This is a genomic window from Streptomyces olivochromogenes (assembly GCF_021538895.1).
Taxonomy (GTDB): Bacteria; Actinomycetota; Actinomycetes; order Streptomycetales; family Streptomycetaceae; genus Streptomyces; species Streptomyces olivochromogenes_A.
Map to the genome: position 1 here is coordinate 15,300 of NZ_JADDRL010000023.1, position 16,248 is coordinate 31,547.

Below are 16,248 nucleotides of genomic sequence, written 5' to 3' on the forward strand. Positions count from 1 at the left end.
CCCCGCCGAGCAGCGGTTCCGCGGCTTCCGCGCGCTCAGCCTGCTTCACCGTGATTCCCCCTGGATCCGGTGCTGTGGTGGTGCCAGTCGCCCCACCACCACCGGCTTCCGCAGCGCGGTCATCGGATCGGGCCGCCCCTCGTGCCGCCGCGAACTCGGGCACCAGGGGCGGTCTCACGCGCCCGCTCGCACTTCACCCCAATGATGTGCTCCAGGGCCTCCGTACAGACACTCCACGAGAAGGTCCAGCTTCTCCAACGCCTCGCCATCCACACTTTGGCCGTCACACAGCGTGAGGGATAATGTGAGCGACACAAACGAAAAGCCGCGCAGACCGTGGCGCCCCCTGGTGCTCGGTGCGGCACTGATCACCGCACTCGTCGCACAGTGGGCCACGGTCGTCGATCATCAAATGCAGATCGACGACATGCGAGTGCAGAACCTCAACCTCCAGGGCTACAACGTCGAGCCCGGTCCATCCGGTCCGCCAGGCCCCTCCGGTGAACCCGGTCCGCGGGGCCCCTCCGGCCCGCCAGGCAGAGAAGGCAAGCACGGGCGGAACGGGAGGGACGGGGACGACGGGGACGACGGCCGCAGAGGCAGGAGAGGGGAGCGAGGGAGAAAGGGAAGGAACGGCGAGGTCATCTCAAGCACCGACGTCGATCACGGCTGGTGAGCGACTGGCCCGGGCCATCTGTAGCCCGGGCCCCGGCAGGCCGGCCGGATCGCCTCCCACAGTGCATCCGGACGAACTGTGGGAACACCACTGCCCACCCCGACCGGTCAGCCGTCGGCACAGTTTCGACACCTCGACGTCCAATGCGCCACCTCGCCGTCAGTCGCGGAAGCCAATCCGGTTCCGTTGACTGCTGGGAGGTGGCGCACAGCCCTGCCAGTCCTCTCCCCCTGACCCCAGCGTCGGCCTTCCGACGCTGGGTGCGCAGGCCACCGACGTGCGACCCTCGCGAAGGCGCCCAATCCAGGCATGGCCCGACTGCCGGCCAGGCCACTAGGCCACGTGTCGGCCCCGCACGGTGTCGGCCACGGACGCCGCGGCGCGGATGAGTGCCGCCGTGGCCGTCGAACGGGACTGCTGCGGCCAGGCGATGACCAGGACAGACGGGGGCGCATCCGGGATCGCCCGGTAGACGACACCCGGACGTGGATAGCGAGAGGCGACAGAGGCGGGCAGCAGTGGTGTGGGACCGCCCAGTGCGACGAGCGTGAGCAGTTGGGCAAGGTCGCGACCCTCGCTGCGGCTCTTCTCGATGTACTGGTGCACGCCGTCAGGGCGCAGGCCCAAGTCGACGAGTGCCAGGCGGTCGCGGGCAGCGAGCGGGTGGGCGGCGGCCAGAGCGGCGACGCGTGGTTCGGCGATCAGCCTCTCGGAGTCGAGGCCGGTACGGTCGAACGGCTCATGAACCAGGGCCGCGTCGGCTTCCCCTTGGCGCAGCAGGCGCGGCTGTTCGGACCAGCCGCACAGCCGGACGGCGACCGGTAGTGCCGCCGGTTCCGACGCGAAGCGCGCCAGAATCGGCTCCAACAAGCCCGCGTCACCATCGGCCTTGACGGCCAGGATCAGCTTCGGCTCGACGGCCGCTGCGCGTTGGGACCGCCGCTCGGCGGCCTGGAGAGCGTCCAGGGCGATCCTCGCCTCCGCGAGGAGTACCGTTCCGGCCGGGGTCAGTGCCACGGTGTGGGTGGTTCGCTCGAAGAGGGCGACGCCCATCTCCGTCTCCAACTGGCGGATCGCGCGGGACAGGGGCGGCGGTGAGATGCCCAGCCGCTCGGCGGCCCGGGTGAAGTTGAGTTCCTCGGCGACGGCGACGAAGTAGCGCAGTGGGCGGGATTCCATGCTCTACCTCTCTGGGCCCTCTGAGGCCGGTGTCGATCGGCGATGCTCGGTATTGCTTTGAGGGTAACAAGCGCTAGCGGACCGATCCTTCAGTTCGGACGCGCCACCCAGCAGGCTCGACGACATCCACCGAGCACCTCAACTTGGAGTTCTTGATGATCGTCGTCACCACCCCCACCGGTCAGATCGGCCGACAGGTCCTCGACCGCCTCCTGGACGCGCCGGAAGGCTCGGTGGGGATCCGCGTGATCGTCCGCGACCCCGCCCGGCTTTCCGCGCGAGTACGCGAGCGCGTCGAGGTCGTACCGGGATCGCATGCCGATCCCGCCGTCCTGAAGGAGGCATGCACGGGCGCCGACCGCCTCTTCTGGCTCGTGCCCCCGACTCCCCAAGCCGACAGTGTCGAGGGCCACTTCCGCGACTTCACCGAGCCTCTGCGCGAGTTGATCGGGAGCCACGGCGTCGAACGGGTCGTCAACGTCTCCACCCTGGGCCGCGGAGTGGCGAAGAACGCCGGGCAGATCTCGGCATCGCTCGCCATGGACGAGGCGATCATGGCCACGGGCGTGCACTACCGGGCGCTGTGCCCGCCGTTCCTGATGGAGAACCTGCTCGGCCAGGCCGCATCGATCCGCGACGCGGGCGTGTTCTTCCTGGCGGTGGCGGAGAACCGGGTCCTGCGCACCTGCGCCACCCGGGACATCGCCGCCACCGCGGCCCAGTTGCTGCTCGACGACTCCTGGACCGAGCAGCACGACGTCCCGCTCGTGGGACCCGACGAGCTGTCCGCCGAGGGCATGGCACACGTCATCTCCAAGGTCCTGGACCGTCCGGTACGCCTCCAGCGGACCAGCAGCACCGACTACAAGACGACGTTGCTCCGCTTCGGCGTGAGCGACGCCTGGGCCCAGGGTCTGACCGACATGACGGAGGCCCTGAAGGACCAGGGCTTCTACGGCGCCGCCCAGCCGAGCACTCCCGCGTCCGCACCCACCGGCTTCCGCCAGTGGTGCGAGGAGGTGCTCAGGCCCGCCGTGCTGGGCTAGGCAGTACAGCACGGAGTGTCTGCTGGGCCCGCCGGTCGCTGTGGGCCCGAGTGCGTGTGTCGCCCCATGAATGGACCCGCCTGGACCGGTGCCCGGGGCAGGTCAGATGCCGCCGGTGTTGAGCAGCCGGTTGGGGGTGTCGGAGCGGACGCCGCGCACGACACCACGGGTGGCCGTGTGGTCGAGCCAGACGTGGACCTGGTTGGCCGTGGCGTGGGGGTGTGCCGACAGGTACAGCGCGATGACGCCGGTCGCATGGGGCGCGGCCCAGGACGTCGCGCCCCCGTCCTCCGTGGTCGTACCGCCGCCGGCGAGGGCGGCGGTCACCTTCTGGCCGGGGGCGTACAGGTCCACGCACCGTCCGTAGTCCGATCCGTAGGAGCCACTGTCGCTCCACACGCGGTCGGTCGAGGTGGAGGCCGCCACGACGATCGTGCCGGGGACTCCGGCCGGGGAGTGCTTGCAGGCGTCGTCATGGAAGTTGCCGGCCGCCACCACCGTCGGGATCCCGGCGTCGACCATCTTCTTCACGGCGGAATCCACGGCCGCCGACCGGTGTCCGAAGTTGAGCGACATGTTCACCACCGCAGGCTTCTGCGCGTGCGCGGTGACCCACTTGACCGACTTCACCACGGCCGCCTCGGCCGCCGCCTCGGAGCCACCGCCCTCGCTCTCGCACAGGATGCCCTGGACCCGTACGAGCTCCGCCTTGGGCGCCACCCCGTACTTCGCCCCGCCGATGATGCCCGCGACGAACGTGCCGTGGCCGAGGCCGTCCTCGCTGAAGCAGTCACGGGAGTCCTTCGGGCCCACGAAGTCGGCGCCGAGGTGGGCGCGTCCGCCGAACTCCTTGTGGGAGATGTCCATCCCGGTGTCGATCACGTAGACGTGAACGCCCTTGCCCGTAGCGGTGGTGGTGAGTTTCCCGTTCAGCGGCCGCGACCGCTGGTCCAGGATGTCCAAGTTCCACGGCACGTGCCGGGTGGTGGACAGCGCCCCGGCCTGCGCGACCCCGGACAGCTTCCCCACGGCTTCGGCAGACGCCGGCGCCGAGCCGTCGCCAGAGCGCGCCACGGACTCGCCCTTCCCGTGCCCGGGAAGCTTCCCGCCGTTCCCTGCGGCCGCCGCGCCGGCTTCCCCGCCGCAGGCCGAGGCCCCGAGCACCGTCACCATGGCCACCGCCACGAGACCGGCCTTCGTCACGTTCCGCATCACAACGCCCCCCACATCCCCGCTTCGCACACAGTCAGCGCACAAGACGACCACAGGGTGCGGGCGGTTCCAGACGGGTGCGCGGGTGCGTCGCCCCACGCGCCCGACACACGCCAGCCCCACCCGAGCCGCAGGCTTCCGTCCGTGAACTACGCAGCGAGACGGGCCGCCGGCGTTCATTCCACCGCGGTGTGTTCCAGGATCGCGGAGACGATCGTCGTCCAGTCGGCTCGGTCGACGCCGTGGCCGGCGTCCTTGAGAGTCAACAGCCTTGCCCCGGGGATCTCTTCTGCCAGTGCCTCACCGTGCCGGAGCGGGAACATCGGATCGGCGGTTCCGTGGATCACCAGCGTGGGCACGGCGATCGAGGACAGGAGCGCCTGTGAGACCTCGCCGTCCGTAAGTGAGTCGTGGTTGCGGGCCGCGGTGAAATCGTGCGCGCGCTCGACATCGCGACGGACGAGTCTGCGAGCGGCGGTCTCATCGAACGGGCGCCTGTCCCCCGCGAGCACGCGCGCGTAGGCCACCTGGTAGTCGATCACCGAGTCGGCATTCGACCAGTCGACGCGCGCGGCCGAGGCGAACCGCATGAACGCCTCAGTCGGCGCGGGAAGTTCGCTGTCGCCTGGCACGGCGGAGGACGTGCTGATCAGGACGAGTGACAGAACGCGGTCGGCGTGGCGGAGCGCGAGGAGCTGCGCGAGTGCCCCTCCGGCCGAGACACCCACGACATGCGCTGCCGGGATCTCGTAGGCGCCGAGCACTCGGGCGGCATCATCGACGAGGTCCGCGCCGGTGTAACGGGGACGGCCCGGCTCGTAGCTGACCGATCGGCCGGTGTCGCGGTGGTCGTAACGGATCACGTGGCGCCCGCCCTCGGCGAGCATCCGGCAGAAGCCCTCCTCCCACCAGAGCATTGAAGCCCCGGTGCCCATGATGAGCAGGATGGGCGGATCCGACGGGGCACCGAAGGACTCGGTGCACAGCTCGATGCCCTTCGCCTCAATGACGCGCTCGGTCATCGCTGCTCGTCAGAGGGGCTGGAGCCGGGAGCGCAGGAGGCAGAATTCGTTGCCTTCCGGGTCGGCCAGGACATGCCAGCTCTCGGTGCCGGTCTGGCCGACGTCGGCGGGTCTGGCGCCGAGGGCGAGCAGCCGCTCCAGCTCGGCGTCCTGGTCGCGGTCGGTGGCGTTGACGTCGATGTGCAGTGTGAGCTTCCCGGGCCGCGGGTCGCCGCTGGGGCTGAGCACGAGGGTGGGCTGTGGGCCACCGAAGCCGACACCCGGAGGCCCGATCTCGATGCTTCCGTCGTCCTCCCGGCCGAGTTCGACGTAACCGAGGACCTCGCTCCAGAATGCGGCGAGCAGCTCGGGGTCGGCGCAGTCGAGGACCAGCTCACTGATACGGCATGCCATGCCCGTCATCGTACGATCCCCTTCCCTTTGGCGGTTGGCGGCCGACAGCCGACAAGTCCGATGCCCGGCTGGGACCGGGCCGTGCTGTGCTCGGCCGCGGGACCGGCCGTAATTCGCTTGACCTGGCCACGAGTCAACCCTGCATGGTGGCGGGGCACCGCGACTTGTGGTGCCAGATCCCGGGGAGGCGGCCGCAGCAATGGAGATACGTGCCACGACCGACAAGGACCTCGACGTCTTCGTCGACACACTCCATGCCGCGTTCGGACGCTTCGCGGACACCCCGACCGAAGGCGGCGGGGTCTGGTGGGCGGCGTTCGAAATGAACCGCAACCTGCTCGCCATGACGGCGGACGGGCGGCCCGTCGGCACCGCCGGTGCTTACTCCTTCGAGCTCACCCTGCCTGGTGAGATCGTCGTTCCGGCCAGCGGGGTGACCGCCGTCGGCGTCCTGCCCTCGCACCGACGCCAGGGCGTGCTCAGCGCCATGATGCGTCATCAGCTCACCGAGCTGCGGGCCCGCGGGGAGTTCCTCTCCGTGCTGCTGGCCTCCGAGGCGCCGATCTACGGCAGGTTCGGCTACGGACCGGCGACCTACACACGGCGGCTCACGGTGCCGCGCCACCAGGGCGCCCTCGCCCTCCCCCGGGCGCGCCGAACAGCCGACGCCCCGGCGGCCGGCACGGACACCGGCTCGGTCGAACTACTGCGGCGAGCCGAGTGCGGCGAGATCCTGGAGGAGGTGTACGACCGATACCGCCGCGCGCAACCCGGCGCGCTGTCCCGGCCGCACCGCTGGTGGGCCTCGGGCGCGGGGCGGCCTCCGGTCTCTCCGGCGCCGCGCTACGTCGCCGTACACCGTGATGCCGACGGTGTCCCGGACGGGTATGCCAGCTATTTCCTCGACGAGCCCGACACCTTGACGGTCGACGAGATCATCGCCGTCGACGACGCCGTCTTCACGGCCTTGGCTCGGTTCGTACTCGGACACGACCTGGTCGCCAAGGTCGTGTTCAAGCACTTCCCGCCCGAGCATCCGCTGCGCTGGCAGTTTGCGGACTTCCGCGCCGGTCAGGTGAGTGACGACACGGACTGGCTCTGGGTGCGGTTGCTGGACGTCCCGCGTGCGCTGACCGCGCGCGGCTGGTTCATGGACGGTGAGCTCGTCCTCGACGTCGACGACCTGTTCCTCGGCGAGCACGGCCGCTACCTGCTGACCGTCCGCGACGGCAAGGCCGAGTGCGTCCCGACGGATCGGGAGCCCGATCTGTCCTTGGACGTGCGCGACTTGGGCTCGGTCTACCTCGGCGGCACCGCCCCGAGCACGCTCGTGCGTGCCGGACACGTCCGGGCCCACCGCCCGGGCGCGGCTACCCTCGCCGACGCCCTCTTCCGTGGCGAGCGCTCCCCGCACTGCCTGCACTGGTTCTGACCGTGCCCGGGCCGACCCTGCACAAGTCCCGTCTTCTTCGGCCGGCTGCGGCAAGCGCAGGCGCAGGCGTCGGCGAAGCGTTGCTGCGTGGCATGGGCGTACCTGCCCCCGAGTCACCGTCCGGCGATCCTGCCACGATGATCACAGACGCGGCCGCGTTCAGCGTGGACGTACCCAACCCGGCGTCCAGGTCCCGGCGGCGTCGTGGCCGGTCGCTGTGGCGGCGAGGTGGGCACGGAGGGTGGCCAGTGCTGGGTGGGGGTTGTCGCGGTGCCAGAGGAGCGAGTGCGGGTAGACGGGCGTCGGGTCGGTCACCGGGATGCGGCGCAGGCCGTGGGCGGCGGGCCAGACGAGGCGGGTGTGCTCGCCCATGAAGGTGGCCAGGGCCGGGGTGTCAGCGACGGTGTCGAGGAGCGCGTCGGAGCCGAAGTTGGGGCCCGTCGCCTCGATGGTGAGGCCGAACTCGGCGACGAGGTCGTCGTAGTAGGCGGCCCACTCGGTACCGGGGACGATGCCGGGCATCCAGATCCGGTGCCCGGCGAGCTGAGCGACGGTCACTGCCCGGGCTCCCGCCAGCGCGTGGGCGGGGCCGGTGAGGAGTTGGAGCGGCTCGTCGAGCACCCGGACGGACTCGATGTCTTCGGGAAGGGGCCGGCCAGGCGCGGCGACCGCGCGGAAGGACGCGTCGATGGCACCGGACCGGATGGCGGCGACGGCCGTCTCGATGTCGAACAGCATCACCACGTCGAGCTCGATCTCGGGGTGGGCACGGTGGAAGCCGCGCATCAGGCCCGACGCCGCGCCGCGCGAGGCGATGATGTCGACGCGCAGCGGACGGTGGCCCGTGCGCACGGACGCGACCGCGCGCTCGGCGACGCGCAGCAGTTCGCGCGCGTGGGGCAGGAACGCCTGCCCGTCGATGGTGAGCTCGGCGCCACGCGCGGTGCGGGTGAACAGCCGCACACCGAGGTTGCGCTCCAGCGCGGCGATGCGCTTGGAGACGGCCTGCTGGGTGACCGCCAGCTCGACGGCGGCCTCCTGGAACTGCCCCGCGTCGGCGGCGGCGACGAAGGTCCGGACGGCGTCTAGGTCCATACCGACACCCTATGTTCACAACTGTTGGTTGTGGCTGGAGACCCTGCGGTTGTTTGATCGCAGGTTGTGGTGCTCCCCTTGATGCTTCCGAACGCGGATCGGTTGTGCCGGTGCGTGGCGAGGGGTCGAACGAGATCTCACCGCGTGTGCACCGCAGCATCCGGACCAGCCGGTGATTGCTCGTAGGATCGCGTGACCATCTCGGCCTGTACTCCGAGGAAATCGGCCTGACCAGCGAGCAACTCGGCAACTTCCCCCAGGCGTTGACCCACCTTGCCCTCGTCACCGCCGTGCTGAGCCTGGACAGCCATCTCGACGCCGCCAGGCCGGGCTTCCCTCCCACCTCTGCGGTTCCACTCCCTTTCGTCTACGCGCAACCGATGGCGGCGGTGGCCGGAGGTCCACCTGTCACGCCGACCACCCCATATCCGTCGGACCATGTCACCGCAGGTGAGCGCACTTCAGGCTGCCGCGTGGCGGCGCGGGCGATGGCGGGAGGCGACGGTTGCGGTCAGGGCCTCGATGGCGTCGACGGTCGCGGTGCTCAGGCGGACGGCGCGGCTGGTCGTGACGCTGCCGTCGCCGTCGGACGTCTGGGCCAGCAGGCCGCAGCGGGCGGTGAAGGAGTCGTAGACCGACCGCAACGCCCCTGGGGCCACGGTCTCGGCTCCGGCGGCCGCGCGGGCCAGGGCGGTGAGATGTTCGTGCAGCGGATCGACCAGCTCGGTCAGCTCCGGCACGGTGTCCTGCGGGGTACGCGGCAAGTGCTCGCCCAGCAGGGTGGCGCATCCGGCGACCGTCGACACCTGAGTCCTGATCTGCTCCAACTGCGCGGTCGACCAAAGGCCGCGGTGCTCTGCCGGTTCGGCGTGCGACTGTTCCACCGCCGCCTCCAGGTGCTCCCTGACCTGCCGTGACCGTGCCCGCAGTGCGTCGACGGCCGCCTGGTCGGTGGCCCCGACGTCGGCATAGCCGGTCAGCAGCTCGGGCAGCAGCCGGTCCTGCACCCGCAGCCACTCCGCGAGCAGGCCGGGCACCCGCCGGGTGGACCAGGTCGGCCAGAGCAGGAAGATGAGTACGGCGATGGCGGCGCCGACCACCGTGTCGGCGGCGCGCGCCCATGCCGTGGGCCCGGGCAGCCCGCCGATGTGGTGGATCAGGAAGACGATCCAGGTGGTCAGCCAGAAGTTGAGCATCAGCTGCCCGGTCCGCAGGGTCACGAACGCCGCCGCCGCGAGCACCACCGACAGGACCGCGAGGCCCGCGGGCGACCAGTCCGGCAGGGAAAGCACCCAGGCGAAGAGGCCGCCCAGTACGGCCCCGGCCGCTCGTCCCCAGGCGCGGGCGAGGGTGTGTCCGTACTCGGGGAAGAGCACCAGCATGGTGGTCAGGGCCACCCAGAAGCCGTGCGCGGAGATGCCCAGACCGCCCCACCCGCCGATCGAGCGGCCGATGACCTCGGCGGCCACCACGCCCACGGCGAGCCGCACCGCATGGCGGAAGATCGGCGACTGGGGATGCAGCTGCGCCCGGATACGCCGGGCGGTGCGTGCCACGGAGGGGGTGCCCGTGTACAGACCCGGCACCTCGGTGTGGGGTTCCAGTACGTCGCCGAGGCGGTCGTCGGTCGAGCGCCGGGCCAGCTGCTGGGCCGAGTGCAGGCGCGCGGCCAGGTCATGCGGGCCGCGCACCGACGAGGCGGCCGCCCACGACTCCAGGAGGGTCCAGACCTCGTCGGGTGTACGGGCCTCGCGGCCGGAGGCGACCGTACGGGAGATGTTGCCCAGCACCTGCGCGGTGGCGGCCGCTGCCTCCTGGTCCCCGGCCGTTGTCGCCGCTGGTGCCGTCAGCCGCACGGTGTGCAGCGCGCGGCGGATGCGCTCTGCCTCGCCCAGCAGTCCGAACAGGGCCGCTGCCGCCGGCCGACTGAACTGCGGCAACAGGTCCAGGGCCTGCCGGGCCGCCGTGAACGGGGCGGACCCGCCCAGCGCGGCGGAGTCCGCCGCCGAAGCCTCGGCGAGCGAGCGGTACAGGGCCGCGAGGGCGCGGCGCTGGGCGGCGAACCGCGGACCGTACGGCGGGAGCAGTTGCACCACGACGACGAGTCCTGTCCCGACCGCGATCCACCCGGCCATCATCAGGCCCGTGCTCACGTCGGGAGCGAGGTCAGCCGTGATCATCAGCCCGATGACCGCGAGGCAGGCCCGAATGCCGGGCGCGATGCCCAGCGTCCGCCACAGCCCGGTGGCGAACGCCGCGACCGCGAGCAGCAGCAGGAACACCCAGGTGGTGCCGTGCACCAGGGCCCCGAGCACCGCCATCGCACTGAAGGCCGCGGCCATCGCGAGCGCGTTCACCACAGGATGCCGCAGCGGGCTCAGCAGCGTCCCGATGCCGCAGATGAAGGCACCTACGCTGGCCATGGCCCCGGCCACCGGGTCGTCCAGCAGCAGGCCGAGGATCGTCGCGAGCAGCACGCCCAGTACGGCCCGCGCGATGGCCGACGGGGCGGCGAATGCCCGCTGGATGCGCAGCCCGTCCCGTCCGATCGTGATCAGCGACGACCACCAGCGCATGTCCGGGCCTCCTTAGCGGCACGGTGGCACGGCGGCGCGAGAGCACCGCTCTCCATCTTCTGCCGGCCCGGGCGCGGCTGCCACGCCGGCGACAGCAGCGGGCCCGGCAGCTCCCGCGCCGAAGAGGCGACGGGCTCGGTCCGCGGTCGGCTCCGGCTTCGCTGTCGCGGGCGTCGTGCGCGGTGGCGCCGGCCGGTGAGGGGTTGGCGGGTTCCGGCAGCTTGCTCATGCGCGGCGAGCGCCAGGACGCCGGGGCGCGAGACGCCCTGCGCGCCCGCTGAGTGCGTCCCGGGCACCCTGGTCGACCTCTTACAGCCTCTGCCTGCGCACGGCACGGTTACGGGTGGCTACGCCAAGCAACGCGCAGGCAATGGGGCAACTCGTACTGCAGGGTCGGATGGGTGTCCTCGCTCATGCCGACGCTCAGCACAAGGGGCACACTCCCAGAACATCGCGATGTTCTGCACCTACCTCAAGCAGAAGCCTTCGCGGCCAAGCCCAAGGCGACTCAAGGTGCAGACGTGCGCGTCTTTGCCGGTCCGAAGTCCGCGGTCAGCCGCTCCAGCTCGTGTACGGCGGCGCGGACGTCGTATGTCCGCAGGACGGGCTTGCGCAGCCAGTCCTGCGGCCAGACGTCCCAGACCCAGTACTCCGGCCTGCGGTCTGGGCTTTCGTAGTCGTCGTATCGGTACAGGAGGCATGGGTCCAGGATGTCGACGTCTCCGCCGGCGAAGTCGAAGGCCCTTGCGAGGCGCAGGGAGTTGTGGCTGGAGAAGGGAAGGAAGCGCACGAGCGTGCTGGCCTTGGCCATCCGCCAGAGCAGCTCCTCGACAGGTGGCACCCACGAGTTGATGCGCCGGAGATGATCGTCGCTCTCCGGCGCATACCGAATGCGTGCATCCCACTCGGGATCCGGTTCCGTCACGTGACCAGTGTGGCCGCCTGCCCGCGAACCTGGAACTGCCCCGGGCCCCTGCCGGCGCCAATCCGCGGACCGAATGCGGAACCCGCCGATTGCGGAGCCCGCCGACCTGCGCGAGTCGGCCCCGTGGACGCAGGGGCCGTATGGATTCCACGACCCACCATCGGTCAAGCGCCGGGTGCTGACCACGGCGCTGGTCGGTGCCCTCACCGCAGGGACGGTCATCGCCACCGTCCAACCGCGCCCGACGTATTGGGCGCTCACGGACCGTCGACTGCTGTTCGTCGACGCCAGGACCGCGACGGGCCGACCTGGCAAGCTCCTCATGGCCCTGCCGCGCGAGTTGATGTCCCTCACCCCGATGAGGAAGGCATTGCTGGGTCTGGGAATGCAGACGTCCTCACTGTTCAAGGGCTGGAGCAGGACCTGAAGCTCACCTTTCCCCCTGCCTGCAGGGCCGCTCGTAGGACCTCGCCTCCCGTATCGCTCTCGCGGCCTGACCCACCGCCGCGAGGCGGGTCCTTATGGCGGGCGCTGCCGGCGGCCTCGGCTCGTTGCATGGCGGTTGCCATGCTGATGCCGAGGCCGGAGGGGAGGCGTGTCAGAAGCTGGGCGCTCCAGGAGTGCGCTGCGGTGTCGGGACGATGCCCTGGTTCACGCGGGGGCTCTGGCGACCGGACGTCGTGCAGGTGACGTCCTGCGCCGGGAGCTTTCCGCTGCTCAGGTACGCGTTGATGGTGCGGTTGGCGCAGAAGCGCGGGTCTCCGGAGTAGACGCCGTGGCCCTCGCCACCCTTGACGTACACCATGCGCGAGCCCTTCAGGGCGTGGTGCATGCCCAGGCCGCTGGTCAGGGGCGTCTGGGAGTCCCACTGGTTCTGGACGGTGAGCAGGCCGACGTTGTTGTCCACCTTGGTGACCGGCTCGACCGGCTTGTCCCAGAACGCGCAGGGCGTGATGTTGGAGCCGAAGTCGCCGTAGATCGGGTACTTGGCCTTGTCCCGGATCGCGTCACGCCGGTACTGCTCGACGTCGTGCGGCCAGGCGGCGGTGTCACCGCAGACGACGGTCCAGAAGGCGGCGGAGCCGTTGTCGGCGGGCGGCTGGGCGGCGGAAGCCACGGAACGGCGCGGTACCGGCCGGCTGTCCGATGTGAGGGAGCGGTGGGAGATCCGGTGACCGTCGGCGGCCCTCTTGAAGTCGACGACCGACTCGGCGGCAGTCTGGGGGCTGAAGAACTGTTGGCGCAGGGTGGCACGGATGTCGTCCCCGGTGAGCTTGTCGCCACCGACGTCGATGGGAGTGCGGTCGGCCCGGGCGATCAGGTCCCAGAACGTCTTCTTCACCTTGGCGGCCGTGTTGCCGAGTTTGTAGGTGCGGTGGCGCTCCGCGGTCCACTTCGTCCAGCGGGTGAAGGCCGGTTCGGTGCCCTCCGCCCAGACCTGGATCATGCCGCGCCAGATGCGTGCGGGGTCGACCGCGCTGTCCAGCACGAAGCGATCGGTCCGCTCGGGGAACATCTGCGCGTAGACGGCGCCAAGGTACGTGCCGTAGGAGTAGCCAAGGTAGGAGATCTTCTTCTCGCCCAGAACAGCGCGAATGACGTCCATGTCGCGGGCCGTGTTGCGGGTGGTGAAGTACGGCAGCTTGTCGCCGTACTTGGCACGGCACTTGTCGGCCACGGTACGGGCCCACTTGACGTCACGGCTGAACGTTGCGGGCCTGTAGGGGTGTTCGATGTTCTCCTGCGCGGCGGTGAGACCGCACGTGAGCGGGCTGCTGGTCCCCACGCCGCGCGGATCGAACCCGATGAGGTCGTACTGCTCACGGACCTTCTTGGGGATCGTGTCCTTCATCATGGCCGGCATGTCCAGGCCTTCGCCGCCCGGACCACCGGGGTTGAGGAAGAGCGCGCCGTGCCGCTTGCCGGCGACACTGGTCCTCATGCGGGAGATGGCCAGTTTGATCGTCTTGGCTTCCGGGTGGCTGTAGTCGAGCGGGACCTTGATCGTCGCGCACTGGAATGCGGCAGGCAGTGCCGCGTCGCATCGGTGCCACGAGGGCTGCTGGTTCTCGAATCTCTGCAGCGGCGGTTCCGCCGCGGATGCCGGCGCCGGGGCGAGGGCGGGGATCAGAGTTGCCGTGATCCCCGCAGCGACCAAGGGCGCCATGCGTCCTATCCGCACGATGGCCATACCTTTCTATCAACTTCCGTGACAGCACGACGATTTCGTGGCGGTGGTAGCGGGCGAATCCATCCGAAGGGCAATTCCGCTACGACTCCAGGCGTAGTCAGAAATGGACGTGCGGATGACAACCCGGACGGGCCGATCACCATCCGCACCGTCCGAACGCGGTGGGAGGATTGGCGGGTTGCAAGGCATGTAGAGCCCGCCAGGAAACGGACGGACGCCGCAATGGGAGGCACGGTGCGACGCAGGACAGCCGCGGTCGAGGGTCAACACGGTTCGGAGTGGGGCTGGTTCCTCGCGTGGATCGCGGTCGGCGGGTGTCTCGCCCTGGGACTGGCCGCCCTGTTGTCGGTGGGTGTGGTCCTGATCGTCCTGGCCGCGGCCGTCGGCGTGTTCCTGCTCCGCAAGGGGCACAGGAACGCCGTCGTCGGGGGCGTCGCGGGCCTGGGCCTGCCCCTCTTCTACCTCGGCTACCTGAACCGGGGCGGCCCCGGGACCGTCTGTTACGCGACGGCAGGCGAGCGCACCTGCACCGACGAGTTCGCACCGGTGCCCTTCCTCGTCGTCGGCGCGCTCCTGTTCGCCGCCGGGTTCGCAGTCTTCCTGGTTCTCGATCACCGGCACCGGCGAACGAGCTGATGACTCCGCCGCACGCCAGGAAGGGGACGGCGGCCGATGGACCGTGCCTTTCGGATCAGGCCGGCTCAGCGGTCCACGGCCAGGCAGCCTCTCGGCCGGCCTCGATGAGGCCGACCATCCGGAACGCGGCGTCCGTGAGTCCGCCGAAGGTGTGCCGGTGAGGGCCCGTGGGGCCGTGGGCGGGCCGGTACCCCGCCAGGTTCCACGTGTAGACAGGGATGTCGGCCGGGACCGATTCGGCCGGCCCGCGTGGGTCGCCGTAGGGGGCGGCCTGCTCATCAGTGACGATCAGGACCCGGTCGTGCTCCCGGTAGTGGGTGCGCACCGCCTTCGCGGTGTACGTGCCTCCGAGACTGTGGAACCGTTTCAGCACGTCGAGCACCGGCTCGTCCCGCTCGAACGGCACCACTCTGTTGTTCCACCCGAACTCCACCAGATCCGCCTGCTCGGCACGCATGGCGAGCGCGGTGCCGAACACGGCCGCCGCGTCTGCCCGGGTCAGCTTGGACCGCTCGGAGACGGTGTCCCAGAACATGGAGTCGGACCGGTCCACCAGGATCAGGGTCCGGCCCGGCAGGGGCGGTACGCTGGCCAGGGAGTGGCCCAGTGCCCCTTCCAGCGCTGCTGCCCAGCGCTCCGACGGCGCGTGCTGGTGGGCGGCCAGGTAGCGGAAGGGGAACTGCCGGGACCGGGCGACCTCGGAGGCGTCGGAAAGCCGTGCGGCGACCCGGGCAGCGGCGTCGTCCGAGACACCCGCCTCGTCGAAGTTCCGCAGATTCCGCAGGAGGGCCATCGGGCCCATCGTGGGGATCACGGCTTCCCAGACGGCGGCGTCCATCGGTCCGTGCAGCCAGCCCGCCAGGGCCTCCCACGTCATGCCCGCCGCGGCCAGTCGCTCGGGGCCGTCCGGACCGGTCACCACCGCCCGCCGCTCGTCCGCGGCCGAATCCATGAGCGCCCGATGGGCGGTCAGTAGGCGGTCGGAGGTCGGCGGAACCGCCCGTTCTGGGTGGTGGGCGCGGTCCAGGGCGTACCGGAAGAGTGCGCCCTGCCAAGGCTTGTCCGGGGCAGGGGAGGCGTGCACCAGGTTCAGCACGTCGCCGAAGCGGAAGCCCTTGGACGCGGTGTCGTACTTGAGCAGGGATCGGGACGTGTACAGCCGGCGTACGCCGTCGGCGACGCCCCGCTTCACGGGCTGCGGTACGTTCCGCCCGTACACCGAGATCCAGTGGGCGAGCAGTTCACCGGGCTCGTCGGCGCGCTGGAGCACCGAGTCGATCACGGACCGGTTGGACGGGCCTCTGGACGCCCCGGCCGCAAGCCGGGCCCGCACGTACGCGGCGGCGCCCACCAGGGACGCCGTGCGCATATTGCCCTCGCCGCGCAGCCAGCGCAGCAGGCCGGCCGTCCACACAGGGTCCTGGACAGCGAGTTCACCGACGAGACGGGTGTACCGGTCGTCCCGTTCCTCACCGCTCTCGTAAAAGGTGCCCTGGGAGACGAAGTTGCCGACCGCAAGGAGGAAGAGTTCCTCGCGGGGCTCCCGGACGAAGGCGGGGCCGCCTTCGTAGGTACGGAAGTCAGGCTTGGCGGGCCCGTGATGCGGCCGCGGTGCGGGCAGAGAGCGGGCGGCCGCCGAAACGTGCGGGGCCACGAGCATCTCGGACCAGATCTTGGAGACGCGTGGGGTGTGACGAGGCAGTGAATCCCCCCGGATTCAAAAGATTGGACGGCCCCGACCCAGAGGTCTGACGGGGCGAAGACGGCCGCGCCTGCCGAGATCAAAGAGGGCGGCGGCGTCACTTGGTTGTCAGAAGGAAGTAGCCGCAGCCGAGCGCATCGGAGGCGCGGTCGCGATGCCAACG

The 16,248-nt window shown here is 70.5% G+C and carries 13 protein-coding genes; 4 read left to right on the forward strand and 9 right to left on the reverse strand.

Annotation, left to right across the window (positions count from 1 at the left end):
• Nucleotides 1–1,009 precede the first annotated feature (1,009 nt).
• A complete protein-coding gene (locus tag IPZ69_RS14215) occupies nucleotides 1,010–1,855 on the reverse strand; it encodes a LysR family transcriptional regulator (protein ID WP_235454477.1) in 846 nt (281 codons plus the stop codon).
• Nucleotides 1,856–2,010: 155 nt separating this feature from the next.
• Between IPZ69_RS14215 and IPZ69_RS14220 the strand changes: the two genes are divergently transcribed.
• Nucleotides 2,011–2,901 carry an NAD(P)H-binding protein gene (locus IPZ69_RS14220; protein WP_235454478.1) on the forward strand — a complete coding sequence of 297 codons (891 nt, stop codon included), beginning with the start codon at nucleotides 2,011–2,013 and terminating at the stop codon, nucleotides 2,899–2,901.
• 102 nt (nucleotides 2,902–3,003) lie between these two features.
• Here IPZ69_RS14220 and IPZ69_RS14225 read toward each other — a convergent pair whose 3' ends face one another.
• From IPZ69_RS14225 to IPZ69_RS14235, 3 genes are all read right to left on the reverse strand, one after another.
• The gene (locus IPZ69_RS14225; RefSeq protein ID WP_235454479.1) at nucleotides 3,004–4,113 is read right to left on the reverse strand and encodes a S8 family peptidase; all 1,110 of its coding nucleotides are present in this window, start codon (nucleotides 4,111–4,113) and stop codon (nucleotides 3,004–3,006) included.
• Nucleotides 4,114–4,289: 176 nt separating this feature from the next.
• Complete coding sequence (locus IPZ69_RS14230; RefSeq protein ID WP_235454480.1) at nucleotides 4,290–5,135, reverse strand: alpha/beta fold hydrolase; 846 nt, start codon at nucleotides 5,133–5,135, stop codon at nucleotides 4,290–4,292.
• 9 nt (nucleotides 5,136–5,144) lie between these two features.
• Entirely contained in the window at nucleotides 5,145–5,528 is a 384-nt protein-coding gene (locus IPZ69_RS14235; protein ID WP_235454481.1) for a VOC family protein, read from the reverse strand.
• A 199-nt stretch (nucleotides 5,529–5,727) separates the two neighbouring features.
• On the opposite strand from IPZ69_RS14235, the gene IPZ69_RS14240 reads away from it, so the two are divergent.
• Complete coding sequence (locus IPZ69_RS14240; protein ID WP_235454482.1) at nucleotides 5,728–6,960, forward strand: GNAT family N-acetyltransferase; 1,233 nt, start codon at nucleotides 5,728–5,730, stop codon at nucleotides 6,958–6,960.
• A gap of 159 nt (nucleotides 6,961–7,119) precedes the next feature.
• On the opposite strand, the gene IPZ69_RS14245 is transcribed toward IPZ69_RS14240, so the two are convergent.
• From IPZ69_RS14245 to IPZ69_RS14255, 3 genes are all read right to left on the reverse strand, one after another.
• Nucleotides 7,120–8,055: a LysR family transcriptional regulator gene (locus IPZ69_RS14245; RefSeq protein ID WP_235454483.1), complete on the reverse strand. Its 936-nt coding sequence runs from the start codon at nucleotides 8,053–8,055 to the stop codon at nucleotides 7,120–7,122.
• A 461-nt stretch (nucleotides 8,056–8,516) separates the two neighbouring features.
• Entirely contained in the window at nucleotides 8,517–10,631 is a 2,115-nt protein-coding gene (locus IPZ69_RS14250) for an FUSC family protein (protein ID WP_235454484.1), read from the reverse strand.
• Nucleotides 10,632–11,139: 508 nt separating this feature from the next.
• Entirely contained in the window at nucleotides 11,140–11,472 is a 333-nt protein-coding gene (locus IPZ69_RS14255; protein ID WP_235454485.1) for a hypothetical protein, read from the reverse strand.
• Between the two features lie 157 nt (nucleotides 11,473–11,629).
• On the opposite strand from IPZ69_RS14255, the gene IPZ69_RS14260 reads away from it, so the two are divergent.
• On the forward strand, nucleotides 11,630–11,983 hold the full coding sequence (locus IPZ69_RS14260) for a hypothetical protein (RefSeq protein WP_235454486.1): 354 nt from the start codon (nucleotides 11,630–11,632) through the stop codon (nucleotides 11,981–11,983).
• Between the two features lie 171 nt (nucleotides 11,984–12,154).
• On the opposite strand, the gene IPZ69_RS14265 is transcribed toward IPZ69_RS14260, so the two are convergent.
• The gene (locus IPZ69_RS14265; protein WP_235454487.1) at nucleotides 12,155–13,723 is read right to left on the reverse strand and encodes an alpha/beta fold hydrolase; all 1,569 of its coding nucleotides are present in this window, start codon (nucleotides 13,721–13,723) and stop codon (nucleotides 12,155–12,157) included.
• A 258-nt stretch (nucleotides 13,724–13,981) separates the two neighbouring features.
• On the opposite strand from IPZ69_RS14265, the gene IPZ69_RS14270 reads away from it, so the two are divergent.
• The gene (locus IPZ69_RS14270) at nucleotides 13,982–14,383 is read left to right on the forward strand and encodes a hypothetical protein (RefSeq protein ID WP_235454488.1); all 402 of its coding nucleotides are present in this window, start codon (nucleotides 13,982–13,984) and stop codon (nucleotides 14,381–14,383) included.
• Nucleotides 14,384–14,438: 55 nt separating this feature from the next.
• On the opposite strand, the gene IPZ69_RS14275 is transcribed toward IPZ69_RS14270, so the two are convergent.
• On the reverse strand, nucleotides 14,439–16,043 hold the full coding sequence (locus IPZ69_RS14275; protein WP_235454489.1) for a TROVE domain-containing protein: 1,605 nt from the start codon (nucleotides 16,041–16,043) through the stop codon (nucleotides 14,439–14,441).
• Nucleotides 16,044–16,248: the final 205 nt, after the last annotated feature.